The organism is Sphingomonas sp. CFBP 13728, from assembly GCF_014841895.1.
In the GTDB taxonomy this organism is placed as follows: domain Bacteria; phylum Pseudomonadota; class Alphaproteobacteria; order Sphingomonadales; family Sphingomonadaceae; genus Sphingomonas.
In genome coordinates, this window is the sequence record NZ_JACYUS010000001.1 from 1,363,318 (window position 1) to 1,388,839 (window position 25,522).

23 protein-coding genes are annotated in these 25,522 nt (G+C 65.8%); 13 read left to right on the plus strand and 10 right to left on the minus strand.

Annotated elements, in window-relative coordinates; translation table 11 throughout:
* Positions 1 to 36: 36 nt before the first annotated feature.
* Positions 37 to 1,461, minus strand: coding sequence for a phospholipase D-like domain-containing protein (locus tag IFT67_RS06090; RefSeq protein ID WP_192145534.1), 1,425 nt, complete (start codon positions 1,459 to 1,461; stop codon positions 37 to 39).
* Between the two features lie 100 nt (positions 1,462 to 1,561).
* Here IFT67_RS06090 and dinB point away from each other — a divergent pair, with 100 nt between their 5' ends.
* Complete coding sequence (gene dinB / locus IFT67_RS06095; RefSeq protein ID WP_107961528.1) at positions 1,562 to 2,644, plus strand: DNA polymerase IV; 1,083 nt, start codon at positions 1,562 to 1,564, stop codon at positions 2,642 to 2,644.
* A gap of 35 nt (positions 2,645 to 2,679) precedes the next feature.
* Here dinB and IFT67_RS06100 read toward each other — a convergent pair whose 3' ends face one another.
* The 3 genes from IFT67_RS06100 to IFT67_RS06110 form a co-directional block, all read right to left on the minus strand.
* Positions 2,680 to 4,566, minus strand: coding sequence for a sensor histidine kinase (locus IFT67_RS06100; RefSeq protein ID WP_244647182.1), 1,887 nt, complete (start codon positions 4,564 to 4,566; stop codon positions 2,680 to 2,682).
* Positions 4,566 to 6,470 (minus strand): putative bifunctional diguanylate cyclase/phosphodiesterase, encoded by a 1,905-nt coding sequence (locus IFT67_RS06105; protein WP_192145536.1) that lies wholly within the window; start codon positions 6,468 to 6,470, stop codon positions 4,566 to 4,568. The genes IFT67_RS06100 and IFT67_RS06105 overlap by 1 nt, the downstream gene beginning before the upstream one ends.
* A 90-nt stretch (positions 6,471 to 6,560) precedes the next feature.
* Positions 6,561 to 7,475 (minus strand): ROK family protein, encoded by a 915-nt coding sequence (locus tag IFT67_RS06110; protein ID WP_192145538.1) that lies wholly within the window; start codon positions 7,473 to 7,475, stop codon positions 6,561 to 6,563.
* A 176-nt stretch (positions 7,476 to 7,651) separates the two neighbouring features.
* On the opposite strand from IFT67_RS06110, the gene IFT67_RS06115 reads away from it, so the two are divergent.
* On the plus strand, positions 7,652 to 8,260 hold the full coding sequence (locus IFT67_RS06115) for a Dps family protein (protein ID WP_192145540.1): 609 nt from the start codon (positions 7,652 to 7,654) through the stop codon (positions 8,258 to 8,260).
* 98 nt (positions 8,261 to 8,358) lie between these two features.
* On the opposite strand, the gene IFT67_RS06120 is transcribed toward IFT67_RS06115, so the two are convergent.
* Positions 8,359 to 8,961, minus strand: a complete 603-nt coding sequence (locus IFT67_RS06120; RefSeq protein ID WP_446740805.1) for a hypothetical protein — start codon at positions 8,959 to 8,961, stop codon at positions 8,359 to 8,361.
* Between the two features lie 157 nt (positions 8,962 to 9,118).
* Here IFT67_RS06120 and ispH point away from each other — a divergent pair, with 157 nt between their 5' ends.
* From ispH to rnhA, 3 genes are read left to right on the plus strand one after another with little or no spacing between them, the layout of a single operon-like run.
* A complete protein-coding gene (gene ispH / locus IFT67_RS06125; RefSeq protein ID WP_192145542.1) occupies positions 9,119 to 10,075 on the plus strand; it encodes a 4-hydroxy-3-methylbut-2-enyl diphosphate reductase in 957 nt (318 codons plus the stop codon).
* Position 10,076: 1 nt separating this feature from the next.
* Positions 10,077 to 11,027: a homoserine kinase gene (gene thrB / locus IFT67_RS06130; RefSeq protein ID WP_192145544.1), complete on the plus strand. Its 951-nt coding sequence runs from the start codon at positions 10,077 to 10,079 to the stop codon at positions 11,025 to 11,027.
* Positions 11,024 to 11,488 carry a ribonuclease HI gene (gene rnhA, locus IFT67_RS06135; RefSeq protein WP_192145546.1) on the plus strand — a complete coding sequence of 155 codons (465 nt, stop codon included), beginning with the start codon at positions 11,024 to 11,026 and terminating at the stop codon, positions 11,486 to 11,488. The genes thrB and rnhA overlap by 4 nt, the downstream gene beginning before the upstream one ends.
* Before the next feature lie 124 nt (positions 11,489 to 11,612).
* On the opposite strand, the gene IFT67_RS06140 is transcribed toward rnhA, so the two are convergent.
* The 4 genes from IFT67_RS06140 to IFT67_RS06155 form a co-directional block, all read right to left on the minus strand.
* Complete coding sequence (locus IFT67_RS06140) at positions 11,613 to 11,972, minus strand: hypothetical protein (RefSeq protein WP_192145548.1); 360 nt, start codon at positions 11,970 to 11,972, stop codon at positions 11,613 to 11,615.
* A 28-nt stretch (positions 11,973 to 12,000) separates the two neighbouring features.
* Positions 12,001 to 12,606, minus strand: a complete 606-nt coding sequence (locus IFT67_RS06145; protein WP_192145550.1) for an MraZ-related protein — start codon at positions 12,604 to 12,606, stop codon at positions 12,001 to 12,003.
* 283 nt (positions 12,607 to 12,889) lie between these two features.
* On the minus strand, positions 12,890 to 13,939 hold the full coding sequence (locus IFT67_RS06150; RefSeq protein ID WP_192146534.1) for an NAD(P)/FAD-dependent oxidoreductase: 1,050 nt from the start codon (positions 13,937 to 13,939) through the stop codon (positions 12,890 to 12,892).
* Positions 13,940 to 13,977: 38 nt separating this feature from the next.
* On the minus strand, positions 13,978 to 14,982 hold the full coding sequence (locus tag IFT67_RS06155; protein WP_192145552.1) for an alpha/beta fold hydrolase: 1,005 nt from the start codon (positions 14,980 to 14,982) through the stop codon (positions 13,978 to 13,980).
* Positions 14,983 to 15,001: 19 nt separating this feature from the next.
* On the opposite strand from IFT67_RS06155, the gene IFT67_RS06160 reads away from it, so the two are divergent.
* The 8 genes from IFT67_RS06160 to IFT67_RS06195 are packed head-to-tail and all read left to right on the plus strand — an operon-like array spanning position 15,002 to position 22,617.
* A complete protein-coding gene (locus IFT67_RS06160; protein WP_192145554.1) occupies positions 15,002 to 15,475 on the plus strand; it encodes an A24 family peptidase in 474 nt (157 codons plus the stop codon).
* 49 nt (positions 15,476 to 15,524) lie between these two features.
* Positions 15,525 to 16,565 carry a Flp pilus assembly protein CpaB gene (gene cpaB / locus IFT67_RS06165; RefSeq protein WP_192145555.1) on the plus strand — a complete coding sequence of 347 codons (1,041 nt, stop codon included), beginning with the start codon at positions 15,525 to 15,527 and terminating at the stop codon, positions 16,563 to 16,565.
* A gap of 1 nt (position 16,566) precedes the next feature.
* The gene (locus IFT67_RS06170; protein WP_192145557.1) at positions 16,567 to 18,174 is read left to right on the plus strand and encodes a type II and III secretion system protein family protein; all 1,608 of its coding nucleotides are present in this window, start codon (positions 16,567 to 16,569) and stop codon (positions 18,172 to 18,174) included.
* 34 nt (positions 18,175 to 18,208) lie between these two features.
* Entirely contained in the window at positions 18,209 to 18,838 is a 630-nt protein-coding gene (locus tag IFT67_RS06175; protein WP_192145559.1) for a CpaD family pilus assembly protein, read from the plus strand.
* On the plus strand, positions 18,838 to 20,127 hold the full coding sequence (locus tag IFT67_RS06180) for a CpaE/TadZ family protein (protein WP_192145561.1): 1,290 nt from the start codon (positions 18,838 to 18,840) through the stop codon (positions 20,125 to 20,127). The genes IFT67_RS06175 and IFT67_RS06180 overlap by 1 nt, the downstream gene beginning before the upstream one ends.
* Positions 20,128 to 20,180: 53 nt before the next feature.
* Positions 20,181 to 21,152, plus strand: a complete 972-nt coding sequence (locus IFT67_RS06185; RefSeq protein WP_192145563.1) for a type II secretion system F family protein — start codon at positions 20,181 to 20,183, stop codon at positions 21,150 to 21,152.
* A gap of 10 nt (positions 21,153 to 21,162) precedes the next feature.
* Positions 21,163 to 22,155 (plus strand): type II secretion system F family protein, encoded by a 993-nt coding sequence (locus tag IFT67_RS06190; protein ID WP_107961511.1) that lies wholly within the window; start codon positions 21,163 to 21,165, stop codon positions 22,153 to 22,155.
* 54 nt (positions 22,156 to 22,209) lie between these two features.
* Positions 22,210 to 22,617: a hypothetical protein gene (locus IFT67_RS06195; protein WP_192145565.1), complete on the plus strand. Its 408-nt coding sequence runs from the start codon at positions 22,210 to 22,212 to the stop codon at positions 22,615 to 22,617.
* A gap of 223 nt (positions 22,618 to 22,840) precedes the next feature.
* On the opposite strand, the gene ppdK is transcribed toward IFT67_RS06195, so the two are convergent.
* Positions 22,841 to 25,504, minus strand: coding sequence for a pyruvate, phosphate dikinase (ppdK, locus tag IFT67_RS06200; protein ID WP_192145567.1), 2,664 nt, complete (start codon positions 25,502 to 25,504; stop codon positions 22,841 to 22,843).
* Positions 25,505 to 25,522 lie beyond the last annotated feature (18 nt).

The window sequence follows — 25,522 nt, forward strand, 5'->3', positions numbered from 1 at the left end:
TTGAGGCCGCGGTACCGGGGGGTGCCGCGGCCTTTCCTATTTGCGCCGCCACCGCCGGAACAGCCCACGCTTGCTGAGCGACTCGAACATTTCCTGAGGACCTTCGGGATCGAGCACCTCGTTGTCGGCCAGCCATTCCTCGACCGCGGTGAGATCGGGCACTTCGTAACAGCGCAACGTCTTCCCCTTGCCGCGCAATCGCTCGATCGTCTGGATCAGCGATCCCGTCTCCGCGACGAGATCGGTCACCACCTGCGGTTCGACGCCGAGATGCTCCGCGATCAGTCCGTCGCGGATCGTCGCGATGCCTTTCGACGTCGCCGTGTCGGTTGCACGGATCGCGAGATCGCATTCGGTATCGAGCCGCAGCGACCGGTTGTTCATGTTCGACGAACCCAGGCGGAACACGTCGTCGTCGGCGATCAGAATCTTGGCGTGGCAATAGATCGGCGCGCCGCCCGCGGTGTACGGATGATACATGCGCAGCCGCTTGTGCGTGTCGCGGCGGTGCAGCGCCTCCATCAGCCGCGCCCGCGCGGTGTCCATCGCCAGCGGCTCCAGCCACCCCTGCGCGGTCGTCGGATTGATGATGACGATTTCCGGGCCATTCGCCTCGTCGAGACGCCTCGCGACGGCTTCCGCGATCTTGCGTGACGCGAAATACTGGCTCTCGATGTACAGATATTTCTTCGCCCGCGCGATCTGACCGAGAAACAGCGCCTCGCTCTCGTACACCGGCTCCTGGTCGGACATTTCGGGTTCGCTGCGCGCGATCGCAACGTCGACATTGTGGAAGTCGACCGGCAGCCCCTCTGGCCAACTCCGCCCGCCGGGTACGCCGGGTGCCATCTTCATGCCACCAGCCAGATGCCACCGGCGGCGGAACAGTTCGCCCAGCGCGTGGGCGACAGGTCCCTCCACCGCGCTGATCGCGTCATGCCATGGCTTGTACGGCTTGCCCGAGGGCTGGACGCGATGCGGATCGCCGTCGCGGTGTTCGCGCGTGTCCCAGCGATCGCCGGTCATGTCGATCCCGCCGCAAAATGCCAGCGCATCGTCGATGATGACGATCTTCTGGTGATGCGACGCCGCAGTGGGATGGTGCCCGTCGAGCTTCGTATGGATGCGCTTGTGTCGCATCCATTTGAGCATCGTGAACAGCGTCGACCCGCGGAACAGCGACTTGATCGCACCGGTATCCCAGCGCAGCACGAAGATCTCGAGCTCGGGTTCGCGCTCGACCAGCCAGTGCATGAAGCCGCCCAGTGTCTTGGGCTCGCCCGGACGGTCCACGCCCGGCTCCAGCGAGATACGCGCGTCGAAGTCCCACCCGATCAGCAGGATGCGGCGCTTGGCGCCCAGCATCGCGACGCGTGCGGTGCGGAAATAGTCCGCGGCATCGACGATCACCGCCATCTGGTCGGCGCGTTCGATCCGCCAGCATTCCGTCCCGACCTGCATTCACGTCCCTTCGTCTGCACGTCGGCACTATGCGCGGCGGCGCAATTGGTTGCGTGGACGCCCTGTATCGCCGCCGCCCGTGCGCCTATCTAACGCTTCGATGCTTCCCCCTACCCAGCCCCCGGTGCAGCGCAAGGTGATCCATGTCGATATGGATGCCTTCTACGCGTCGGTCGAACAGCGTGACGATCCCTCGCTCAGAGGCAGGCCGGTCGCGGTCGGGGGATCGCGGGCGCGCGGCGTGGTGGCGGCGGCCAGCTATGAGGCCCGCGCGTTCGGCGTCCGCAGCGCGATGCCGTCGGTCACCGCGATCCGACGCTGCCCCGACCTGGTGTTCGTGCCCCCGCGGTTCGACGTCTACCGCGGCGTATCAGACCAGATCCGTGCGATCTTCGCGGATTACACCACGTTGATCGAACCCTTGTCGCTCGACGAGGCGTATCTCGACGTGACCGAGGACATTCGGGGCTTGGGCACCGCGGCGGCGATCGCCGAGGAGATCCGCGCCAGGATCAAGGCGGATACCGGCCTGACCGCGTCGGCGGGGGTGAGCTACAACAAGTTCATCGCCAAGCTCGCATCGGATCAGAACAAGCCCGACGGAATCTGCATCATCACGCCGAAGCGTGGCGCGGCGTTCGTGCAGTCGTTGCCGGTGAAGCGGTTCCACGGCGTCGGCCCGGTCACCGCGCAGAAGATGGAGCGGCTCGGCATCCTCACGGGAGCCGATCTGTTCGCCCAAAGCCTCACGTTTCTCCAGGCGCATTTCGGCAGCTATGCGGACTATCTGTACGGCGCGGCGCGCGGTATCGACCATCGTCCGGTGCGCGTCGATCGCGCCGCCAAGTCGGTCGGTGCCGAACGCACGTTCGAAACCAACCTCAGCGATCCCGAAGACCTGCGCGCAGCACTCGACCGGGTCGCAGACGCCGCGTGGGTCCGGATCGAACGACACGGTACGCGCGGCCGGACGATCACGCTGAAGCTGCGCCACGCCGACTTCCGCACGATCACGCGCGCGCGGTCCTCGGCGTCTGCCGTGACGGACAAGGCGGCCTTCCTTGCCGCCGGACTCGACCTACTGATGGCACAACTGCCGGTACCCGACGGGGTTCGACTGCTGGGCCTCACGCTGTCGGGAATAATGGGCGAAGACGACGAAGTGCAGCCGAGCTTGCTTTGAAGACTTTTGCGTAGGCGATCGCTTCGGAGAAGCTCCTACGATGCGGCTATCAGTGGTGGCGTATCGCCGGCATGCAGCGTGAGCAGCGCGACCGCACCCAACCCCGGCCCGTCGCTTTCAAGCCGCAGCGATCCTTTCATCGCGTTCATCGAATTCGCGCACCAGTGGAGCCCCAGCCCACCCGATTTGTGAGCGCGCGTCGAGAAGCCGCGTTGGAACAGCATCGCCGCACTTTCAGGCGAGAACCCCTCTCCGTCATCGCGAACCAGGATCGTCACGCGGCCCTCCGCGTTCGTGATCGACGTGATGATCGATCCGCTGCCTAGCCCCCGCGCGACGATCGATTCGACCGCGTTGCCGAACAGATTGCCGATGACCTGGCTCAGGATGATCCGACTTGCCAACACCATGGTCGGCCCCGCCGGAAAGCTGAACGCGATCGAGGCATCTTGCGAATAGCGGGCTATCGTCGCGTTGCGGGCGATGATGTCGGTGACGTCGCACACCTCGAGCTTGGGGCGCTCGTGCGCGGCACTCTGCTGTTGGCCGATGATTTCGAGGACGTGGGCCATCGCCTCGCGGCCGATCGTGAGTTCGCGGCGGGTTGCCTCGCGACTGGCGACCTCAGCCTCGATCGCCGCGGTCACGAACGCGGCGAGCTTTTCGCGGCGCACGGCCGGCACGTCGCCCCGTGCCAGTTCGGCGATTGCCCGGTCGAGCGTGGCACGGTCGATCGGCGACCGTTGCGCAATGCCCTGGCTCAGTATCGTGCTGATCGGGTTCAGCGCGTTGCGGACGTTGTGCATGACCGCGACCGCGCTTTCGCTGCGCCCGAGATCGAACGACTGCACCTCGATCCGTTCGCGCAGATCCTTCAACTGGCGCAGCATCGCATTGAAGCTTCGTCCGAGCGAGCCGATCTCGTCGCGCCGGCCGTCCTCTTCGAGCAGCGCGAGCGAACCAGACACGCGGACGCGCTGCATGTGTCCCTCCACCCGGTGGAGCGGCCGAAGCACCGATCGATCGATCATCCGTCGCAGCATGACGAGCATCAGAAGCAGCAGCACCGTCGAACCGGCGACCGCGAGGAGCAGCATCCGGCGCCCCAGCAGCAACACGTCGCGCGGTACGCTGAACTGCGTGCGGGCAATGGCTTGGCCGTTCGGACCCATCATCGGCACCGCGATCATCATCTTGGGCGTGCTGAGAGCGACGGCCTCGCTACCACCGTGCGTGTTCAGGTCGATCGTCGCGTCGAGCCCGAGCAGGTCCGAAATCTGTCCTGCCGTGATGACCCGTGCCATCAGTACGTAGCCACGTGCCGAGCCGGTGCCGTCCGAGCGCCGAACCTGCGCCACGCCGATCGCCGCGACGCTGCCGCCGATTTTCGCAAAGAACCGCCCAGAACTGCGCCCTCTAAGGACGCGCGCAAGATCGGTCTGGCCGATCATCGCGGTCAGCTGCTCGCGCATGCCGGTACGTTCGGCGCCGCTGGTCGGATCACGCCAGCGAGCGATGACGATACGGCCGTCAGGCGCAACATACGCCATGCCCTGAACGTCGATGCTGCGCATCGCCTCCGGTGAAAACCTCTCGCGTTCGAACCGCGTGTAAGGATGCGCCATGTAATCGTAGCTGTCGCTCCAGTCGCCATAGTCGCGCACCGCGCTTTCCAGCTCGGCGGCGTATTCGGACAGCGCAGCACGGGTGCGCTCGACATGCGCGGCGATTGCCTTGTCTTCGAGCTTCGTGAAACTGGGCGTGATGATCGTTGCCAGCAAAAGCGTGACCGCGACCGCCGCGACGAGGCCGACCACGGTCATGATCAACACGAGCTTTGCACCGAGCGACGTGCGGCTTCGCATGCGGCCGAACTGAAGACCGAGCGTCGCGGGAAGACGCCCCCTCCCGATGGTCGGCATCAGCCGAGCGCCCCGCCGCCCAGCTTGCGTGGCACCACCGCCGCATCTCCCGCGGTGTCATCCTCGCCGCCCATGAACCGCGCATTGGCCATTTCGAGCGCGATCGCAGAGGAGACGGGGCGCGAAAAATAATAGCCCTGGAGATGGCTCGCACCGGCGAGACGCAATGCCTGAACCTGTGCCTCGGTCTCGACGCCTTCCGCGATCACACCCAAGCCGAGGGCGCGGCCTAGGTGGATGATCGAATGGACGATGGCGGCGCTTTCGCGTTCGCGGCCCATGCCGTCGATGAAAGAACGGTCGATCTTCAGGCAGTCGAGCGCGAACTTGCGGATGTTGTAGAGGCTCGAATAGCCCGTCCCGAAATCGTCGAGCGCGATCCGGAAACCCATCTGGCGCAGCTTGTAGAGCGTCTCCGCCGCGCGCTCGGCATCATCGAAGATCGCCGTCTCGGTGATCTCGATCTGCAACCGTGCAGGCGCGATTCCGGCGCGCTGGACGCACTTCATGATGTGCCCGACGAAATTGTGGCGACGAAACTGGCGGGGCGAGAAATTGACCGAGACATACTGGCCTGGCCATTGCTTCAGCACCTCCAGCGCCTGACCGAGTACCCAATCGCCGAGTTCGTGGATGAGGTTCGATTCCTCCGCGATCGGAATGAAGGTCGCCGGGCTCATCTGCCCGTATTCGGGCGTATTCCAGCGGACCAGCGCCTCGAACCCGACCACCTCGACCACGTCGCGCGAGACGATCGGCTGATAGACCAGGCTCAACTCCCCCTTGGCGATCGCCTGGCTCAGCCCCCCTTCGACACGACGACGGAAGCGGATCCCCTCGTCCATGCTTTCGTCGAACAACCGGACGATCCCGCGGCCACCGCGCTTTGCGTCGTTGAGCGCGAGATCGGAGCGACGCATGACGTCGACCGGATCGCGGCCCTGCCCACCTTCGCTGACGACGAGCCCCGCAGACGCGCCGCCCTGGACCGAATTGCCGAACACCTGGAGACTGACCGAGCACGCCGCGACGACCCGTTCGCACGCCATCACTGCGTCCGCCTCGCCCGTCGTTTCGAACAGGATGCCGAATTCGTCGCCGCCGAGCCGGGCGACGAGCGCCTGTTCGGGCGACGACCGGCCAAGGATGCCGCAGACCTCGCGGATGAGCGCGTCGCCCGCGAGATGCCCGAGCGTGTCGTTGACCAGCTTGAAGCGATCGAGATCCACCATCACCGTCGCGAACAGCCCCTTGGTCCGGGTCCGCTCGGCCAGCGCGCGCAGGAAGGCGAGCCGATTGGGCGCATCGGTCAGCGAGTCGTGAGTCGCGATGTGGATCGCGCGACTCTCGTTCGCGGCAAGTTCGGCGCCCTGTTCCTGCAGCTGGACCACCTGCGACGCGAGCGTTTCGCGCGCGGATTTCAGTTCGCGATCGACTTCCCAGCGTTTCGCGAGCGCGGTCGCGGTCTGCGTGATCTCGGCGACCTCGAACGGCTTGGCGATGTAGAAGATCTTGTCCGCAGGGCCTGCGACCTTGCTGATCTCTACCGGCGAGAAGTCGGAATAGCCGGTGACGATGACGAGGTTGATCTCGGGATCGAGCGCGCGAAGGCGCTGGGCGGTCTCGCGACCGTCGATGCCGGGCGGCATGCGGATGTCGATGAACGCGACCGCGAACGGGTCGCCATCCGCATGCGCCCGGTCGACCGCATCGACCGCATCGAGCCCCTGCCAGCAGTGCGTCAGCGCGAAATCAGGCAGCCCCTCCCCGACAGGCGTATTCTCACCGAACAGTTCCGCCGCCATCGCACCCAGCGCCTCGTCGCTGTCCGACCGCTGCCCGGCGAAGCTGCGCCGGTAGCTGTCGTGCATCGCCGGCTCGTCGTCCACGATGAGAATACGCATCCAAAAACCGCTCCTTGTGGGCACTGCATCCACGGTTCGCGGTGACGCCCTGTGCTGCTCGCTATTGCAGCAAGGGCTAGTGGGTTACGGTTAAGACGCTGTAAACGACGTTTCGAGTTGATGGCCAAGTGCCTGAGCACCCAGCACGATTGCGCCGAGCGGGCCGGCATTGTTGCCAAGCGCGGGCGGCACGATGAACGTGTCGGTCAGCGCTACCTCGGGCAGCGTGATATAGCCGCCGAGGCTGCGCGTCATCGCCGCCCGCACCCGCGGGAACAGATGCGACGCGCCCATCACGCCGCCGCCCATGACGATCCGACGGGGTATCCCGGTCAGCACCAACGTATGACAGAGCTGGCCGAGCGCGTCGGCGACACCGTCCCAGACGGGATGGTCCGCCGGTGCTTGGTCGGCGGGGAAGCCGATCCGCGCGGCGATCGCCGGGCCAGCGACCAGCCCTTCGATGCAGGCGCCGTGGAACGGGCAATTCCCGATCCAGTCATCGCCGTGGAACCGCGCGGGGCGGATATGGCCGAGTTCGGAATGCGTCAGCCCGTCGACCGGACGGTTGCCCGCGATCATGCCGGCACCGACACCGGTGCCGACGGTGACATAGGCGATATCGGGCAGGCCCTTTGCAGCGCCCCAGAACGCCTCGGCCAGCGCGGCCCCGACGACATCGCTGTGGAAGCCGGTGGGTACGCCGTAGCGCCGCTGCAGGCGGCCGGCGATGTCGGTTCCTGCCCAGCCGGGCTTCGGCGTCGACGTGATGTGGCCGTAATCATGCGAGTGACGATCGATCGAAACCGGACCGAAACTGGCGATACCGATCGCCACGAACCCGCTCCAGCGATCGAGCACCGCCTCGATCGCAGCAAGCGTCTCGTCGGGCCGGGTCGTGGGAATGCGTACGGTTTCTTCGATCTGGTCGGGTCCGCGCGCAAGAATGCAGATGCATTTCGTGCCACCGAGTTCGATTCCTGCGACCAGTGGTGCTTCCGTCATCCTCAACTCCCAACGCGTTGTCGCGGCCCGCTTCCTTTGCTGCGGTGCTCCCGTCAAGAGGCGAGCCCGCGTTCCGGCGTGATTGCGATCACCGTGAGCGAGGATTTCGCTTGCTGTCGATATGGCCGATCATGCGTTAAGACCGTCGAGTTCACACGAACAGACAGGAATTTCCGATGGCGAAGAAACCCGCAAAGCTGCCCAAGGTCGACACGAACGTATCGAGCGAGGCGCAGCCGCAATACCAGGTCGAGTATCGCGAAATCCAGCCGTACGGCACGCTGAAGCGCCTGCCGATCGCACTCGAGGACAATGCGCGCGCGCAGAGCGTGTCGATCCTGAACCAGGTGCTGGCCGACACGATGACGCTTCGCGACATGTACAAGAAGCATCACTGGCAGATGTCGGGCGCGACGTTCTACCAACTGCATCTGCTGCTGGACAAGCATTACGAGGAGCAGGCCGCGTTGGTCGATCTCGTGGCGGAGCGCATCATGGCGCTTGGTGGCATCTCGATCGCGATGGCGCCCGACGTCGCCGAAATGACGACCATCCCGCGTCCGCCAAAGGGTCGCGAAGACGTGCCGACGCAGCTCGCGCGTCTGCTCGAAGCACACGAAATCATCCTGCGTCAGGCGCATGAGGGTGCGGAAGCCGCTGACGAATCCGGCGACGACGGCACCAACGATCTGCTGGTGAGCAACATCGTTCGCACGCACGAGCCGCAGGTGTGGTTCCTGGCCGAGCATCTGGCCGCAACCGAACTGGTGCGCGGCGACAAGTAAGCGATGCCCCTCTTCCGGCATATCGTCGGGAGAGGGGCGCTTCGCTCTAATCGAGTCGACTTAATCGCCTCGACGGTAAACCGTCGGGGCGATTTGTCTTAGCGGGTGGCGTTGTACTTGAGCTGGTCGTCGGTCAGCTGGAACCCGACCAGTGCCTCGAAGCTGGCCCGCAGGACGGCCTGACGGACTTCGGGGGTGCTCAGCGGATCGACAGCAGCATCCTGATCGCCTGCCTTGCGCTTGCGCGTGAGCTTTTCGCGGACGTCGTCGGGCAGCGTCGCGGCCGAACGCGCGACCGTCGCGGAGGCGGTCGCCGAAGCGGAGGCCAGCGTTTGGCCTGCATCGAAGTGCAACGCGACACGGCCGACGCGCTTGGCGACGACCGCGCTGCCGCCGCGAACCACCGTGATGAAGTACGGCAACGTCACGTCGCGTGCACCCTCGGTGCGGTTGCGACGGGCGCGAATGTCGAAGGTGACGCTGGTGACGATTTGATCGGTGGCGTCGGCGCAGGTCGACCGGACGTTGGTCATCAACGCGGCGACGTCGATCGCCGACTGGTCCCGGCTGGTGGTCGGATTGAACAGCGTGATGTCGCCGGTGGCGGCCGGGATCGCTACTGGCGGGCAAACCGAACGGACCGCGGAGATACCGCCGGTCGCGTCGACTTCGCCCTTGGTGGCGCACCCGCTCAACAGGATCGCACACGCGGAAACGGCTAGGATAGGGGCTTTCACGGCGACGCTTACCTTCTCGAACGAGCGAAAGGGCCGCCGCATATCGCAAGCGGCCCCTGTCGCGGCACACCATAGGAACCGGCTATCGTCCAGGCAAGCAATCGCGTAGAGGCAAGCCATCATGAGCCCAATCGACAAGCCGCCGCTCGAACTGTTGATCGCAGCACCCCGAGGCTTTTGCGCAGGTGTCGACCGCGCGATCCGGATCGTCGAACTGGCGATCGAGAAACACGGGGCGCCGGTCTATGTCCGCCACGAGATCGTCCACAACAAGTTCGTCGTCGACACGCTGAAGGCGCAAGGCGCGATCTTCGTCGAGGAACTGGACGAGGTGCCCGACGGCGCCCCGGTGGTGTTCTCCGCGCATGGCGTGCCCAAATCGGTGCCGCTCGACGCGCAGAATCGCGGGCTCGAATATCTCGACGCGACCTGCCCCCTGGTATCGAAGGTGCACCGGCAGGCCGAGCGTCTGGTGGCTGCCGGACGTCATATCGTGTTCATCGGCCATGCCGGGCATCCCGAGGTGATCGGTACGTTCGGGCAGGTTCCCGAAGGCGCGATGTCGCTGATCGAGACGGTCGAGGACGCCGAGGTGTTCATGCCGATCGATCATACCAACCTCGCCTTCCTGACGCAGACGACGCTGTCGGTGGACGATACCGCGGCGGTGGTGGCGACGTTGCAGCGCCGCTTCCCGCAGATGTTGCCGCCGCGGGGCGAGGACATCTGCTACGCGACGTCGAACCGCCAGACCGCGGTCAAGGCAATCGCGCACAGCGTCGATGCGGTGCTGGTGATCGGTGCGCCGAACTCGTCCAACTCGGTGCGTCTCGTTGAGGTCGCCGAGCGCGAGGGGACGCCGGCGATGCTGATCCAGCGCGCGAGCGAACTCGATTGGGACTTCCTTGCCGGTGTCGGCACGCTGGGGATCACCGCCGGCGCGTCGGCACCCGAATTGCTGGTCCGCGAACTGGTCGACCGGCTGTCGGAGCGCTTCACGGTGACGGAGCGCGAGGTCGAGACGAACCGCGAGACGATCGCGTTCAAGCTGCCACGCGGACTGGAGGCGGCCGCCTAGCATGGCGGTCTATACGCAGGTGTCGGCGGAGGCGCTGGGCGCGTTCCTCGCCAAGTTCGATCATGGCGACCTCGTCTCGGCCAAGGGCATCGCCGAGGGGGTCGAGAACAGCAACTATCTGGTCGATACGACGACCGGGCGGTTCATCCTGACTCTGTACGAAAAGCGCGTGTCGGCGGACGACCTGCCGTTCTTCATGGCGATGCTCGATCATCTGGCGGTCGACGGGAATCCGGTACCGCGTGCGCTGCCCGATCGCAGCGGCGCGCTGATCCACGAGCTGTGCGGGCGACCGGCCTGCCTGATCGAGTTCCTTACCGGGGTATCGGTGTCGCATCCGACCGAAGCGCAGGCACGCGCGGCCGGTGCGGCGATGGGGTCGATGCACGTCAGCCTTGCCGGGTTTGCGCAGGAGCGCGCCAATACGCTGGGGCCGGACGGGTGGCGCGCGTTGCTGGCCAAGTGCGGCCGCGATCTGGATGCGATAGAGCCGGGGTTGTTCGACACGGTGAGTGCGGCGGCCGACGCGGTCGTGGCGGCGTGGCCTGCGGACCTGCCGCGCAGCGTCATCCATGCCGATCTGTTTCCCGACAACGTGCTGATGCTCGGCGACCGGGTAACGGGGCTGATAGACTTCTATTTCGCGTGCACCGACGTCCGCGCGTACGATCTGGCGATCATGCACAGTGCCTGGGCGTTCGATGCGCACGGCGAAAATTACGACGCGGCGGTCGGCAAGGCGCTGGTCGCGGGCTATGTCGATCGGCATTCGCTGTCCCCCGCCGAGCGCGCCGCACTGCAGGTACTGGCGCAGGGGGCGTGCCTCCGCTTCCTGGCGACGCGCGCGTGGGACTGGCTCAACACGCCGGCGGATGCGCTGGTGACGCGCAAGGATCCGTTGGCGTACTGGCGGCGGTTCGAGGCGTATCGCAAGGACGATCTATTCGCATGACTGACGAAGCTCCCGTTTCCATCACCAAGGTCGAGATCTTCACCGACGGCGCGTGCAAGGGCAATCCTGGCCCCGGCGGCTGGGGCGCGGTGATCCGCATGGGCGCGCACGAGAAGGAATTGTCGGGCGGCGAGACGCCGACGACCAACAACCGGATGGAGATGACCGCAGCGATCGAGGCACTTAACGCGCTGACCCGGCCGTGTGCGGTGACGCTGTACACCGACAGCAAATACGTGATGGACGGCCTCACCAAGTGGGTGAAGGGCTGGCAGCGCAATGGCTGGAAGACCGCCGACAAAAAGCCGGTGAAGAACGCCGAACTGTGGCACGCGCTGCTGGCAGCGGTCGCGCGGCACAAGATCGAGTGGCAGTGGGTGAAGGGGCACGCGGGCCACCCGGAGAACGAGCGCGCCGACAAGCTCGCGAGCGATGCCGCGGTGGCTGCCGGGCGACGCTAGCCCATTCGGCACGTCCCCGGCGCAGGTTGGGGCCCAGCAGGATGTGGAGGCCACGGCGCGTCACCCTCCCTTAGCGCCGTATCCCGACTGGGCCCCGACCTCCGCCGGGGACGCATGTTCCGTCTTACGCGCCGACCATGTCGCCGAACTGCGTATCGGTGTGAACGGCGTCACGGGCGTACGGCTCGCGGTTCATCGTCAGGTTGATGATGACGACGCCGGCATGCGGTGGGCGTGGCGCCGGACGCGGCGCCGGACGTGGCAGGCGGATGACCTGTTGGCCTGAACGATAGGCGGCGAGCGTCGTTGCCTTTGCACGCCGGGTCGCGTCGGTGACGTGCCAGCCAACGATCGCCAGCGCGACCTGCGCCGCATCGGTGACCGCGACGCTCGACTGATGGCCGCGATCCCGCACCCGTTCCCACGATCGCTGCAACCAAGACGGCTGGTCGAACGCGGACACATCGGCTGAGCGCCACGCCACGCGCAGGCCCTCCGGAACCCCTGTCCAGCTATCGACTTCCGACGACCCTGTTGACGATCGGACGGAGCGAATCAGGTCGTGCCGGCACCGCTGGCAGCGGCTGAACAGGAACCCCTGATTTTCCAGGACGAGCGGCGCGGCGACGTGCCCCGAGGCGTGACAGAGCAGGTTCATGATGATCCTCCTTGATGATCGATGTATCGAGATGCAGTGCGGCCAGCACGATCAGGTCGCCCGGCCCCTGTTCGAGCACCTGATCGAGATTCCAGACCTCGAAATGATGTCCCATGCCGACCAGCAGCGCGCGCTGTCGGACGCCGCGGCGCGCGCGCATCCACGACGCGATCGCGATCCGCCCCTTGCCGTCCATCTGCGCGGGCGCGACGAAGCCGAGGCGTCTTCGCAGCAGCGTATCGCGCGCACCGCTTTCCCAGTTCGCAGCGAGTTCGCGGTGCTGATCGACGACGCTCGTGCCGTCATAGACGAGCATGCAGGGATCGTCGGCGTGAAGACCGATGAACAGATCCTCGCGGGCGCCGCGTGACTGTATCGCGATGCAGAATTGCTCCGGAAGCACCAGTTCGCCGCGCGCGCTGATCGTCGCGACGGCACTTCCCACGAAAAGCTTGTCCATTGTGCTTCCACCACCACTACAGCCAAACCAACTTCGTCGTTGCCTTGGCATCCCGACGACATCGCCTAAGATGAGGTCATGGTTATGAAGCGTTAACCACGAACGAAAACTAACATTTTTCTAGTTTTGCTGACTAGTTCATTGCTGTTCGTTTGCGCGGAGCTTGCGCCGGAAATTATCCAGTCCAGCGCCGGATTCATCTACCGATTTGGTGGTCGAAATCGCACAAACATCCAGATCGCTTTGTATCTCCGGACGTCGCTTTGATGCTGTTGTTGCGCGTTTAGCGGAAACGACTCGGCGAATAGCGAGCGGGATCGATGGCCGCGATAGCGCGATCGGGCGGAGTATCGAGCAGGAGACCGGCCGCGAGCATGGCTGCGGCGGGTGCGGTCTGTATGCCGAAGCCACCCTGCCCCGCGCACCAGAAAAAGCCAGCCATACGGACGTCGAAGCCATAGATCGGCAGGCGATCGGGCGCGAACGTGCGCAGCCCCGCCCAGCTTCGTTCGACCGCAGCGACCCGCCAGTCGACGACCTGCTCGAACCGGTCGACCGCGATCGCGATGTCGATCTCCTCGGGCGCCGCGTCGCACGGGTTGGTCGCGGTTTCGTCGTGCGGACTGAGCCAGAGCCGACCACCGGGCTCGGGCTTGAAATAGAAGCGGCCCGCAATGTCCGCGACGTGCGGCAAGCCCACCGGTGCGCCGGGATCGGTGCGGAGTTGCGCCATCGTTCGGCGATAGGCTTGCAGCCCCAATGGACGGACGCCGGCGCGGATCGCAACCGCGTCGGCCCAAGCCCCCGCCGCGTTGACGAGCGTGCGCGCACGAAAGGCGCCGGCCTTCGTCTCGATCGTCCAGACGCCATCCGCACGCGTTGCGCTCACCAACGCGGCATCGGTGACGAAGTCCACGCCTGCACGCCGGGCCAGGGCGATGCCGTCGGCATGCAGACCGGCGACGTCGATATACGCGCAACTCGCCTCCTGCACGCCCAGCGTCCATGCGGAGCGGAGGCCGGGGATGAACGCCGCCGGATCGACGCGGTCAAGGACGACGTCGCTGCCGGCGAATTCGGCGAGGAACGCGTCCATCGCGGGCTCGTCTTCGGCGCGACCGACATGCAGCGAGCCGAGCGGCGCCAGATGCCCGCCGGCCTGGAGGACCGGGCCCGACGCAGTAGTGAACGGCTGAATACCGGGGCCGCCATAGGTTTCCGACCAGAATGCCGCCGAACGCCCGGTCGCATGATAGCCGGGCGCATCCTCGGCTTCGAGCACGAGCGTGCGCGCCTGCGATCCGATCGCCGCAGCGAGGCTGGTGCCCGCCATGCCGGCACCGACGATCGCGATATCGTACACGGACGCCGTCACTGCGATGGCACGCACGCGGCCAGGAACGAGTCGATCGCCGACAACGCGCGGTTGCGCACCGGATCTGCCTCGCGGAGGATCTCGTGCGCGGATTCCGGACCGAAGCGCACGACTTGCGCGTCCGGCAACCGCGCCGCGAGCCGAAGCGCCGCGGGAGGATCGACCAGCTTGTCGGCCTCAGCGACCAGCATCAGCACCGGCGTGTCGACCGACTCGATCCGCGGATCGACGGCGAGTGCGGCGGCGCCTGCAAACCCCTGCGCGAGCCATGCCCAGCTTGGCGGGCCCAGCACCAGCTCGGGATGTTGCCGCTGCCACCAACCTTCGTCGGCGTAGCGGTCGACATCGTGCGTCAGCAGCGTTTGCCGCGATGCGACCGAGCCGGGGCGTTCGTTGTTACGCCAGGCCGCGCGAGCGGGATCGCCGTGTTTCGCCATCCACCGAGCAACGGTACCACTGAACGCCGCGCCTAGCGGCGCTTTCAACCCGATCATCGGCGCAACGAGGATCGCTGCATCGGGACGGATCGCGCGATTCGCAAGCGCGCGCATGACCATCATCCCGCCCATCGAATGGCCCAGTACGACGCTGGGCAGATCACCGTCCGCGATCCAGTCCGCCCAGAACGCCGCGAGATCCGAGTCGAAAACGCCGTAATCGCTCGCATGGCCGACATGGGGATCCGCCGACAGCCGCCCCGAACCACCCTGCCCACGCCAGTCGAACGCGGTGACCGACCAGCCGCCTGCGTGGAAACATGCGAGCGTCTCCAGATATTTCTCGAAGATATCGCCGCGACCGGTCTGGAACAACAGGCGCCCACGTGGGCTGGCCGCGAGCCAGTCGAAACGTCGCAGCTTCCAGCCATCGGGTGCCGTCCACCATCTCACGCGTGCATCGGCGGGAATCGCACGACGCACGGCCTGGAGGGCATCCGGCCCGGCGAAGGTCCCGGAATTGGGAAGGAAATTACCGGGGACGGTTACTTTTTCGAAAGCCATCTCCGTTAGGACCTAGCCGATGGGGTGGAACATTGCTCTTCCAATTTTGATCGTGATGCTCGGTGGCCTGCTGGTTTCCGCCGGGATCCAGGACGCGCGGACGCGTGAGATCGCCAATTGGAAGAATGCGGCGGTCGCGCTGCTGGCGCCCGTCTGGTGGTACGCCAACGGGCTGGACCTCTGGCCGGACATGGCACTGCAGGTCGGCTGCGCACTGGCGGTGTTCGCGGTATTTCTGGTCGCGTTCCATTTCGGGATGATGGGTGGCGGCGACGTGAAACTGATCGTCGCGTTGGCGCTGTGGCTGCCGTTCCCGGCGTTCCTGTCGATGCTGATGGTGATGTCGATCGCCGGCGGCGTCGTCACCATCGTGATGATGATCGAACGCAGAATCAAGAAAAACCCAGGACAGATCGAAGTTCCATACGGCGTAGCGATAGCATTCGCCGGGCTTCTTGCGATCCGCGAACCACTCCTTAACCAGTTTCAGTGATGATTAATGTCGGAACACACTCCCGGCGCCTGAAAGGCACGATGTAGTCATGGATAGTCGCAAGATAATTTTGCTGGTTGGCGCGCTGATAGTTGCAGCCATCACAGCATTCTTTGCCAGGACGCTCATCGCCGGGAGTTCTGCACCGCAAGCCGGTGCCGTAGTCGTCGCCGCGCCCGTCATCGATGGTCCGGAAGTTCTCGTCGCGACACGTTCGCTGCCGGTCGGCACGATCCTCGACGCGACTGCGCTGAAATATCAGCCCTGGCCCAAGGAGCTGGTCGACAACGCCTATTACCTCAAGGACAAGACCAACCTCCAGTCGCTGCAGGGCACGGTGGTGCGGAGCATCATCACCGCCGGGCAGCCGGTGACGCAAGGCTCGCTGGTGAAGCCCGGCGATCGCGGGTTCCTGGCGGCGGCCCTCGGGCCGGGCATGCGGGCGGTGACCGTCCCGGTGTCGGCGCAGGCTGCGGTCGCGGGCTTCGTGTTTCCGGGTGACCGGATCGACCTGGTCCTGACCCAGACGGTCGCCGGTGGCGGCGACGGCCAGCCGTTGAAGGTCTCCGAGACGATCATGCGCAACATCCGCGTGCTCGCCACCGACCAGCGGACCGATAACCTCGTCGGCGAGGACGGCAAGACCAAGGTCCAGACATTCTCCAACGTGACGATCGAGGCGACGCCGAAGATGGCGGAGCAGGTTGCGGTCGCGCAGACGCTGGGAACGCTGTCGCTGTCGCTGCGCTCGATCGCGGACAATTCGGCCGAACTGGAGGAAGCAATCGCCTCGGGTGCCGTCAAGGTGCCGGACGGCAACGATCCCAAGGCGGAAAAGGCGATGATGGTTAGGCTCGCGAGCCAGCCCTCGGCCGGCGCCTCTACCTACCAGACCGGGGCGGACGTCTCGCGCTATCAGCGCAGCAGCGTGCCCGGCAAAGAGGCTCAGGGTGGCGGGATGAGCGGCCCGTCGATGCAGGGCGTGCCGGTCGCGCCATCCGCTGGCGGCGCGGTTGCCGTCCAGGGACCGGTGGTGCGGGTCGCCCGCGGCAACGCATTGACCGTCGTTCCGGTCGGGGGGAAGAATTAAGATGCGTATTGCAACCACTCTCCTCGCGACGCGGATCGGCAAACCGCTCGGTTGGCCGCTCGCGGTCGCCCTGGTCGCAGCGACGGCAGCACCGTCCGTCCCTGCCCTGGCGCAGCGCGGCAGGGCGACCACAGCGGCAGCCGGCTCGCCGATCGTACAGGTCAACACCGGCCGTGGCCGGCTGGTGACGCTGGCGCAGCCGATGACCGACCTGTTCGTCGCCGACGACGCGATCGCCGATGTCCAGGTGCGGTCGCCAACCCAGCTCTACGTGTTCGGCAAGAAGACCGGCGAGACCACGATCTCGGCCACCGCAAGGGGTGGCTCCGTCGTGTATTCCGCCACCGTCCGCGTCGGCAACAACCTCGATTCGGTCCAGCAGATGCTGGGCCTGGCGATGCCCGAGGCGCAGGTCGTCGCGACGCCGATGAACGGACTGATCCTCCTGACGGGAACGGTTGCGGCACCCGAGGATGCCGCCGAAGCCGAGCGGCTGGTGCAGGCGTTCGTCGGCGAATCGACCAAGGTGCTGTCGCGCCTGAAGACCGCGACGCCGTTGCAGGTGAACCTGCAGGTGCGCGTCGCCGAAGTCACCCGCAGCTTCGTCAAGAATATCGGCGTGAACATCCAATCCTTCGACCGGACTGGTGGTTTCAAGTTCGGACTGGGGCAAGGACGAGACGCTACGATATTTGCACCCGGTGGCGGAATGTTCGTTGGCGGTGCTACGCCGACGGCTGGCAATACGGGTGTGGCCAAGGGCGCGTTGGGGTCGACATTCGGCCTCGCCGGCAAATTGCTGGGTGTCGACCTGCTCGGCGCGATCGACCTGGGCGAGACGTTGGGTCAGGTGACCACGCTCGCCAATCCGAACCTGACCGCCTTGTCGGGTGAGACCGGCACGTTCCTGGCAGGCGGCGAAATTCCAATCCCGCTGGCGCAGGCGCTCGGCACGATCTCGGTCGAGTACAAGCAATACGGAATCAGCCTGGCCTATACCCCAACGGTATTGTCCGACGGCCGCATCTCGTTGCGTGTGCGCCCCGAAGTGTCGCAGCTCGATTATGCGAACGCCATCACGCTGAGCGGTACCCGCGTGCCCGGCATCACCACGCGGCGGACCGAGACCACCGTCGAACTCGGCTCGGGCCAGAGCATGATGATCAGTGGCCTGTTGTCGAACAACAACAACAACACCTACGACAAGACGCCCGGCCTCTCGAACCTACCGATCATCGGCGCGCTGTTTCGCTCGAACGCCTTCCAGCGCAACGAAACCGAGCTGGTCATCGTCATCACGCCGTATCTGGTGAAGCCGGTCAACAACGCCAGCGACATCGCCTTGCCGACCGACGGCGCGCGTGCGCCGACCGATCTCGACCGGGTGTTGCTGGGGCGGCTGAGCGCGACCGACGGCGGCAAGCGTCCCGTCCCGACTCTCGCGCCGCCAACTTATGCGCGCCCTGCGATCGGAGCGGCCGCACCCGTCATGCCCGTGCCCCGCAGCGACGTTCGCCGCAGCGAAGCCGACGCCACCCCGGCCGTTCAGACCAAGGGCAATGCCAAACCGAAAAAGGGCGCCGTGCCCGCCCCCGGCTTCTCGAATTGAGCCCGTCATGCGCCCAACGCACCAAGGATTTCCGATGATCAACAAATCGATCCTAGCGCCCCTCGCGTCCGCACTGCTGCTCGCGGGCTGCATGGGGACGGAGAATCGCGGTCTCGAATCGGTCCACCAGCCGGTCGTCAGCCGATCCGACTATGCGTTGGATCTCGGCGTATCCGGGGGTGCGCTGGCCCCCGGCGAAGAACGCCGTCTGGCCGGCTGGATGACGACGATGCGGCTCGCATATGGCGACCGGGTCGCGATCGACGATCCTGCGGGCGAAGGCCTCCGCGCGCATGACGCCGTCGCCGCGGTGATCGCGGGATACGGCTTGCTGTTGAGCGACGACGCGCCGGTGACGCCCGCGGCCGTCACCCCCGGAACGATCCGCGTCGTGGTCAGCCGGATGCGCGCCGCCGTGCCGCGCTGCCCGGACTGGTCGCGCGATTCGACCAACGAATTCGAGTCGAACACGTCCTCCAACTATGGTTGCGCGGTCAATCGCAACCTGGCTGCGATGGTCGCCAATCCCGCCGATCTGGTGCGCGGTGCGCCGGGTACGGAAACCACGGATGCGGCGGTCTCGTACAAGGCGATCGACACGTACCGCAAGAAAGCGCCGACCGGTGCCAGCGGCCTGGCCGCCGCCAGCACGGGAGGGAAGTGATGAACGCGCCCTGGAAACCGGGTGGGATCGCGCACCGCGAACCCTTTATCGCCTATGTCTGCGACGAGACGACCGCCGAGGCGTTGCGCCCGATCGCGACCGAGCTCGGCTGGCCCGTCGAGAAGATCCACAAGGGCGGCCTGCGCAACGCGATCCAGTCGCTGTCGGTATCTGCCTCGCCGCAGATCCTGTTCGTCGACCTCGCCGAATCGGGCGATCCGCTGAACGACATCCACGCGCTCGCCGAAGTCTGCGAGCCGGGCACCGTGGTGATCGCCGCGGGCCAGGTGAACGATGTCCGTCTGTACCGCGATCTCGTCGCGAGCGGGATCCAGGATTATCTGCTGAAGCCGCTGCATCCGGACATGCTGCGCGAGGCGTTCGTACATGCGCAGACGATGCTGAACGCGCCCAAGCACGTCGAGGTATCGCCGGAGCGCCCGCATTGTTCGGTCGGCGTGATCGGTACGCGCGGCGGAGTCGGCGCGTCGACGATCGCGACGTCGATCGCGTGGCTGCTGTCGGACAAGGAGAAGCGATCGACCGCGTTGCTCGATCTCGACGTGCATTTCGGCACCGGCGCACTCAGCCTCGATCTCGAGCCGGGACGCGGCCTGACCGATGCGATCGAGAATCCTAGCCGGATCGACGGGCTGTTCATCGAGCGGGCGATGGTCAAGGCCTCCGAGAAGCTGTCCGTATTGAGCGCCGAGGCCCCGATCAGCACGCCGCTGGTCACCGATGGTGCCGCCTTCTACCAGTTGCAGGGGGAGATGCGCGCGGCGTTCGAATGCACCGTCGTCGATCTGCCGCGCGCGATGCTGATCCAGCACCCGCATCTGATCAGCGACGTGAAGCTGGCGGTGATCGTCACCGACCTGACGCTGGCCGCGGCGCGCGATACGATCCGCATCCTGTCGTGGATGAAGTCGAACGCACCGCAGACCGAGCTGTTCGTGGTCGCCAACAGGGTTCATGTCGGCGGGCAGCTCGAGATCACACGCAAGGACTTCGAAGGCTCGATCGAGCGCAAGATCGACTATCTCGTGTCGTTCGACCAGAAACTCGCGGCGCAGGCGGCCAAGCTGGGCAAGCCGCTGGTCGAAACCGGCAAGAACTCCAAGACCATCACGCCGATCGTCGCACTGGCGAGCGCATTGGCGGCCGCGGTCGCGGACAGCGGTGTCGATGGCGCGAAGGGCGCGAAGGGCAAGTCGCTGATGGGCAAGTTCGGCGAGCTGAGGGGGTTGATCCCGAAGCGCGCGGCGAAACCGGCAAAGGCGAAGTGACCATGCGCGCCCGATCCGATCGCCGGCTTGCCGCAATCGGGGACCGCTAGGCCATGCCGCTGTTGCCGTTGCTGTTGGTCATGATCGGTGCCTGCGTGGTGCTTGCCATGGTGGTGTTCGCATTTGCGGGGCCATCGGCCGGGCGCGCCAAGTCGCGGCGCATCGCGTCGCTGCGCGAGCGCCACGGTGACGCGCTGATCGTCGCGGAAGCGCAGATGCGCCGCATCTCGAACAACCGCGATACCAAGATGGACATCGCGTTCGGCCGCATCCTGCCGAACCCGGTGCTGCTCGCCAAGCGGCTGGCGATGACCGGCAAGGACTGGACCGTCGGGCAATACGGCATGGCGACTGCCGGGATCGCAGTGGTCGTTGCGGCACTGATGCTGCTCAAGGGCATGCCGATCCTGCTGGCCTTGCTGTTCGGGCTGTTCGTCGGCGTCGGCCTGCCGCATCTCGTGGTGGGCAAGACGATCCAGCGGCGGATCGGCAAGTTCACCGTGAAATTCCCGGACGCGATCGAACTGCTGGTGCGCGGACTGCGCTCGGGCCTGCCGATCAGCGAGACGATCGGGGTCGTCGGACAGGAACTCGACGGGCCGGTCGGCGAAGAATTCCGGTCGGTCAGCGACAAGATGAAGATCGGCCGGACGATGGACGCCGCGCTGCAGGAAACCGCCGACCGTCTCGGCACGCCGGAGTTCCAGTTCTTCGTCATCACCATCGCGATCCAGCGCGAGACGGGCGGCAACCTGGCGGAGACGCTCGCGAACCTCGCCACCGTGCTGCGTCAACGCGGCCAGATGAAGCTCAAGATCAAGGCGATGTCGTCGGAATCGAAAGCGTCCGCCTACATCATCGGCGCGCTGCCGTTCATCGTGTTCGGGCTGATCTATTTCGTCAACGGCACCTACATGCAGAACTTCTTCATCGATCCACGGCTCATCGTCACCGGCATAGGCGGCCTGATCTGGATGGGGATCGGCGCCTTCGTGATGAGCAAGATGATCAACTTCGAGATCTGAGGGATACGACATGGGCGAGACCGCCGGACCTACCCTGCTCGGGATCGATGTACTCTGGGTCGCGACGATCCTGTCGGGCGTCGCCGCGTTCGCGGTGATGATCGCGATCTACGCGGTGATGACCGTCAACGATCCGATGGCCAAGCGCGTCAAGGCGTTGAACGACCGGCGCGAGCAGTTGAAGGCGGGCATCACCGCGTCCACCAAACGCCGCGCGAAGCTGGTCCAGCGCAACGATACCGCGGACCGCATGCGCGGCATCCTGTCGTCGATGAAGGTGTTGCAGGATAGCCAGGTCAAGGCGGTCCAGGTCAAGCTGATGCAGGCCGGCATCCGTTCGAAGGAATGGGCACCGTCGGTGATCTTCGGTCGGCTCGTGCTGCCGATCGTGCTCGGCGGGGCGATGCTGTACTGGGTGTACGGCACCGACGGCTTCGCGACCTGGGGGCCGCTCAAGAAATACGGGCTCGTCGCGATGACGTTCATCCTGAGCTACAAGGCGCCGGACCTGTATCTCGACAACAAGATCAAGAAGCGCTCGGACGCGATCCGCAAGGGGCTGCCGGATGCGCTCGATCTGCTCGTGATCTGCGCCGAAGCCGGTCTGACCGTCGATGCCGCATTCCACCGCGTCGCGCGCGAACTGGGGCGTGCCTATCCCGAACTCGGCGAGGAGTTCACGCTGACCGCGATCGAGCTGGGGTTCCTGACCGACCGGCGCAGCGCATTCGAGAACTTTGCCCTGCGCGTGAAGCTGGACGCGGTGAAGGGCGTCGTCACGACGATGATCCAGACCGAGAAATACGGCACCCCGCTGGCATCGGCGCTGCGCGTGCTGTCGGCCGAGTTCCGCAACGAGCGTATGATGCGCGCCGAGGAAAAGGCCGCGCGACTGCCGGCGATCATGACCGTCCCGCTGATCCTGTTCATCCTGCCGGTGCTGTTCGTCGTCATCCTCGGACCGGCGGCGTGTTCGATCTCCGACAACCTGATCAAGGGCTGAGGCAACCGCAGCGCCGGCGGATCGTTGAGCTCCCGTAACAGGAGGGTTTTTACGATGCCGTTGTTTTCCACACCTACGCAGTTCGCGGCGCTTGCGCTGGTCTTCGTTGCCGGCTGGCTGTTCGGACTGGCGAGCCATCCGGGGGGCAAGAAGTGGAAGGCGCGGTATCTGGCCGAGCGGGATGCGCATGCTGCGGTGAAGAAGGATGGCGATGTTCGGGCGGCGGCGGCGGAGAAGCGGGCTGTCGAGGCCGAGCATGAGAATGGCCGGCTGGTGAAGGCGGCCGAGGCTGCGCGGGTTGCTCCGGCGGTTGTCGAGCGTCAGCCGGTTTTGGAGCGGGCGCCAATTGTGGATACGTCGCGGACTGGGGCGCTGTCTTCGGCACGGGCGGGTTATGCTCGGCCGGCTTATAATGCCGATGGGACCAAGCGTGGGTGGTTCGATTTCGATCAGCGTCGGTAGGTTGCTGGGGGTAGGTTAGCCCCTGCCCCGTTGTTCTCCCGCGAAGGCGGGAGTCCAGTCTGGGTCCCCGCCTTCGCGGGGAAACATTCTTTTGTTCTTCCACCCCGGCGGAGGCCGGGGCCCAATTGGGAGCGCTGAGTGACTGGGGATGGTCCTTCGTTACTCTGGACGTTCCAATTGGGCCCCGGCCTTCGCCGGGGTGGTGCTGTTCTTTAGGTGGATCTTACTTCTTCGACAGCGCCGCTTGTGCCGCTGCAAGGCGGGCGATCGGGACGCGATAGGGTGACGCCGAGACGTAATCGAGGCCGACCTTCTCGCAGAACGCGATGCTCGCCGGGTCGCCGCCGTGTTCGCCGCAGATGCCGAGCTTGATACCGGCCCGCGTCTTGCGCCCACGCTCCGCGGCGATTTCGATCAGTTCGCCGACGCCTTCGACGTCGATGCTGACGAACGGGTCCTTCGCGTAAATGCCCTGCTCGACATACGCGCCGAGGAAGCGCGAGGCGTCGTCTCGGCTGACACCCAAGGTGGTCTGCGTCAGGTCGTTGGTGCCGAACGAGAAGAACTCGCCGACTTCCGCGATTTCACCGGCGCGGAGTGCTGCGCGGGGGAGTTCGATCATCGTGCCGACGAGATATTCGATCGTCCGGCCCTTTTCGGCGAACACCGCCTGGGCAGCCTTGTCTACGACGGCCTTCATCAGTTCGAGCTCGCGGCGGGTGGCGACCAGCGGGATCATGACTTCGGGAATCGGGGCGGCGCCGGACTTCTCGGCGACGTCGACTGCCGCCTCGAAGATGGCGCGAGCCTGCATTTCGTAGATCTCGGGATAGGTCACGCCGAGACGGCAACCGCGATGGCCGAGCATCGGGTTGAACTCGTGCAGTTCCGCCGCGCGGCGCTTTAAGGTGTCGACGTCGACGCCCGCCGCGGTCGCGACTTCGGCGAATTCGGATTCCTCGTGCGGGAGGAATTCGTGGAGCGGCGGGTCGAGCAGGCGGATCGTCACCGGGAGGCCGGCCATCACCTCGAGGATCTCGGTGAAATCCTTGCGCTGTTCGGGGAGCAGCTTTTCGAGCGCGACGCGGCGGCCCTTCTCGTCCGATGCCAGGATCATCTGGCGGACGTTGGTGATGCGGCTGCTCTCGAAGAACATGTGTTCCGTGCGGCAGAGGCCGACGCCCTCGGCGCCGAACTCGCGTGCGACGCGGCAATCCTCCGGCGTCTCGGCGTTGGCGCGGACCTTCAGGCGGCGGACCTCGTCGGCCCAGACCATCAACGTCGCGAAATCGCCTGACAGCTCGGGCTGCACGGTCGCGACCGCGCCGATCATCACTTCGCCGGTGGTGCCGTCGATGGTGAGCAGGTCGCCCTCCTTCACCTCGCGGCCGCCGCAGCGCATGATCTTCGCCTTCGCGTCGATGGAGAGCGTGCCGGCGCCCGAAACGCAGGGGCGTCCCATGCCGCGGGCGACCACGGCCGCGTGGCTCGTCATCCCGCCGCGTGCGGTCAGGATGCCCTTCGCCGCGTGCATGCCGTGGATGTCGTCGGGCGAGGTCTCGGTCCGGACGAGGATCACGGCAACGCCATCGGCGGCCTTCTTCTCGGCGGCATCGGCGTCGAACACGACCGCACCTGAGGCTGCACCCGGCGAGGCGGGGAGGCCCTTGGTCAGCACGTCGCGATGCGCCTTGGGATCGAGCGTCGGGTGGAGCAGCTGGTCGAGCGCCATCGGCTCGACGCGCAGGATCGCTTCCTCGCGGGTGATCAGACCCTCGTTCGCCATGTCGACGGCGATCTTGAGCGCGGCCTTGGCGGTGCGTTTGCCGGCGCGGGTCTGGAGCATCCAGAGCTTGGTCTTCTCGACCGTGAACTCGATGTCCTGCATGTCGCGATAGTGGTTTTCGAGCGTGTCGAACACGTCGGCGAGCTGATGATAGACCTCGGGCATCGCCTCTTCCATCGAGGCGGGCTTGGCGCCAGCGTCTTCGCGCGCGGTCTTGGTCAGATACTGCGGCGTGCGGATGCCGGCGACGACGTCCTCGCCCTGCGCATTGATCAGGAATTCGCCGTAATAGGCGCGGTCGCCCTTGGACGGGTCGCGCGTGAACGCGACGCCGGTCGCCGAGGTGTCGCCCATGTTGCCGAACACCATGGCCTGGATGTTGACCGCGGTGCCCCAGCCGCCGGGGATGTCGTTGAGGCGGCGATAGACTTTCGCACGCTCGGACTGCCACGAGCCGAACACCGCGCCGACCGCGCCCCAGAGCTGATCGTGGACGTCTTGTGGGAAGGGCTTGCCCCAGAGCTTCTCGACGAGGCCCTTATACTCGGCGACGAGTTTGCGCAGGTCGTCGGCGGAGAGTTCGGTGTCGAGCGTGAAGCCCTGGTCTTCCTTGGCGATCTCCAGCGCTTCCTCGAACGCGCCGTGATCGAGTTCGAGCACGACGTCGGCGTACATCTGGATGAAGCGGCGATAGCTGTCCCAGGCGAAGCGCGCGTCCTCGGACTTGGCGGCGAGGCCTTCGACGGTCTGGTCGTTGAGGCCGAGGTTGAGGACGGTGTCCATCATTCCCGGCATCGACGCGCGGGCGCCGCTCCGGACAGAGACGAGCAGCGGGTCGGCGGGGTCGCCGAACTTTTTCCCCGTCACGCCCTCGATGTGCGCGAGGCCGGTGGCGACCTCGTCGCGCAGGCCCTGCGGGAACTGGCCGCCCTCGTCGTAATAGACCGCGCAGAAGTCGGTCGAGATCGTGAAGCCCGGCGGGACCGGCAGGCCGATCGACGCCATCTCGGCGAGGTTCGCGCCCTTGCCGCCGAGCAGGTTCTTGTCGCCCTTGCCGCCATCCGAAACACCGCCGCCGAAGCGGTACACATATTGGGTCATCGCGGGTCCTCTAAGTGC

Coding starts and splice junctions, on each gene's coding strand:
- IFT67_RS06090 (WP_192145534.1), bottom strand. CDS start 1,461: ATGCAGGTCGGGACGGAATGCTGGCGGATCGAACGCGCCGACCAGATG.
- dinB (WP_107961528.1), top strand. CDS start 1,562: ATGCTTCCCCCTACCCAGCCCCCGGTGCAGCGCAAGGTGATCCATGTC.
- IFT67_RS06100 (WP_244647182.1), bottom strand. CDS start 4,566: ATGCCGACCATCGGGAGGGGGCGTCTTCCCGCGACGCTCGGTCTTCAG.
- IFT67_RS06105 (WP_192145536.1), bottom strand. CDS start 6,470: ATGCGTATTCTCATCGTGGACGACGAGCCGGCGATGCACGACAGCTAC.
- IFT67_RS06110 (WP_192145538.1), bottom strand. CDS start 7,475: ATGACGGAAGCACCACTGGTCGCAGGAATCGAACTCGGTGGCACGAAA.
- IFT67_RS06115 (WP_192145540.1), top strand. CDS start 7,652: ATGGCGAAGAAACCCGCAAAGCTGCCCAAGGTCGACACGAACGTATCG.
- ispH (WP_192145542.1), top strand. CDS start 9,119: ATGAGCCCAATCGACAAGCCGCCGCTCGAACTGTTGATCGCAGCACCC.
- thrB (WP_192145544.1), top strand. CDS start 10,077: ATGGCGGTCTATACGCAGGTGTCGGCGGAGGCGCTGGGCGCGTTCCTC.
- rnhA (WP_192145546.1), top strand. CDS start 11,024: ATGACTGACGAAGCTCCCGTTTCCATCACCAAGGTCGAGATCTTCACC.
- IFT67_RS06145 (WP_192145550.1), bottom strand. CDS start 12,606: ATGGACAAGCTTTTCGTGGGAAGTGCCGTCGCGACGATCAGCGCGCGC.
- IFT67_RS06150 (WP_192146534.1), bottom strand. CDS start 13,939: ATGGCGGGCACCAGCCTCGCTGCGGCGATCGGATCGCAGGCGCGCACG.
- IFT67_RS06155 (WP_192145552.1), bottom strand. CDS start 14,982: ATGGCTTTCGAAAAAGTAACCGTCCCCGGTAATTTCCTTCCCAATTCC.
- IFT67_RS06160 (WP_192145554.1), top strand. CDS start 15,002: ATGGGGTGGAACATTGCTCTTCCAATTTTGATCGTGATGCTCGGTGGC.
- cpaB (WP_192145555.1), top strand. CDS start 15,525: ATGGATAGTCGCAAGATAATTTTGCTGGTTGGCGCGCTGATAGTTGCA.
- IFT67_RS06170 (WP_192145557.1), top strand. CDS start 16,567: ATGCGTATTGCAACCACTCTCCTCGCGACGCGGATCGGCAAACCGCTC.
- IFT67_RS06175 (WP_192145559.1), top strand. CDS start 18,209: ATGATCAACAAATCGATCCTAGCGCCCCTCGCGTCCGCACTGCTGCTC.
- IFT67_RS06180 (WP_192145561.1), top strand. CDS start 18,838: ATGAACGCGCCCTGGAAACCGGGTGGGATCGCGCACCGCGAACCCTTT.
- IFT67_RS06185 (WP_192145563.1), top strand. CDS start 20,181: ATGCCGCTGTTGCCGTTGCTGTTGGTCATGATCGGTGCCTGCGTGGTG.
- IFT67_RS06190 (WP_107961511.1), top strand. CDS start 21,163: ATGGGCGAGACCGCCGGACCTACCCTGCTCGGGATCGATGTACTCTGG.
- IFT67_RS06195 (WP_192145565.1), top strand. CDS start 22,210: ATGCCGTTGTTTTCCACACCTACGCAGTTCGCGGCGCTTGCGCTGGTC.
- ppdK (WP_192145567.1), bottom strand. CDS start 25,504: ATGACCCAATATGTGTACCGCTTCGGCGGCGGTGTTTCGGATGGCGGC.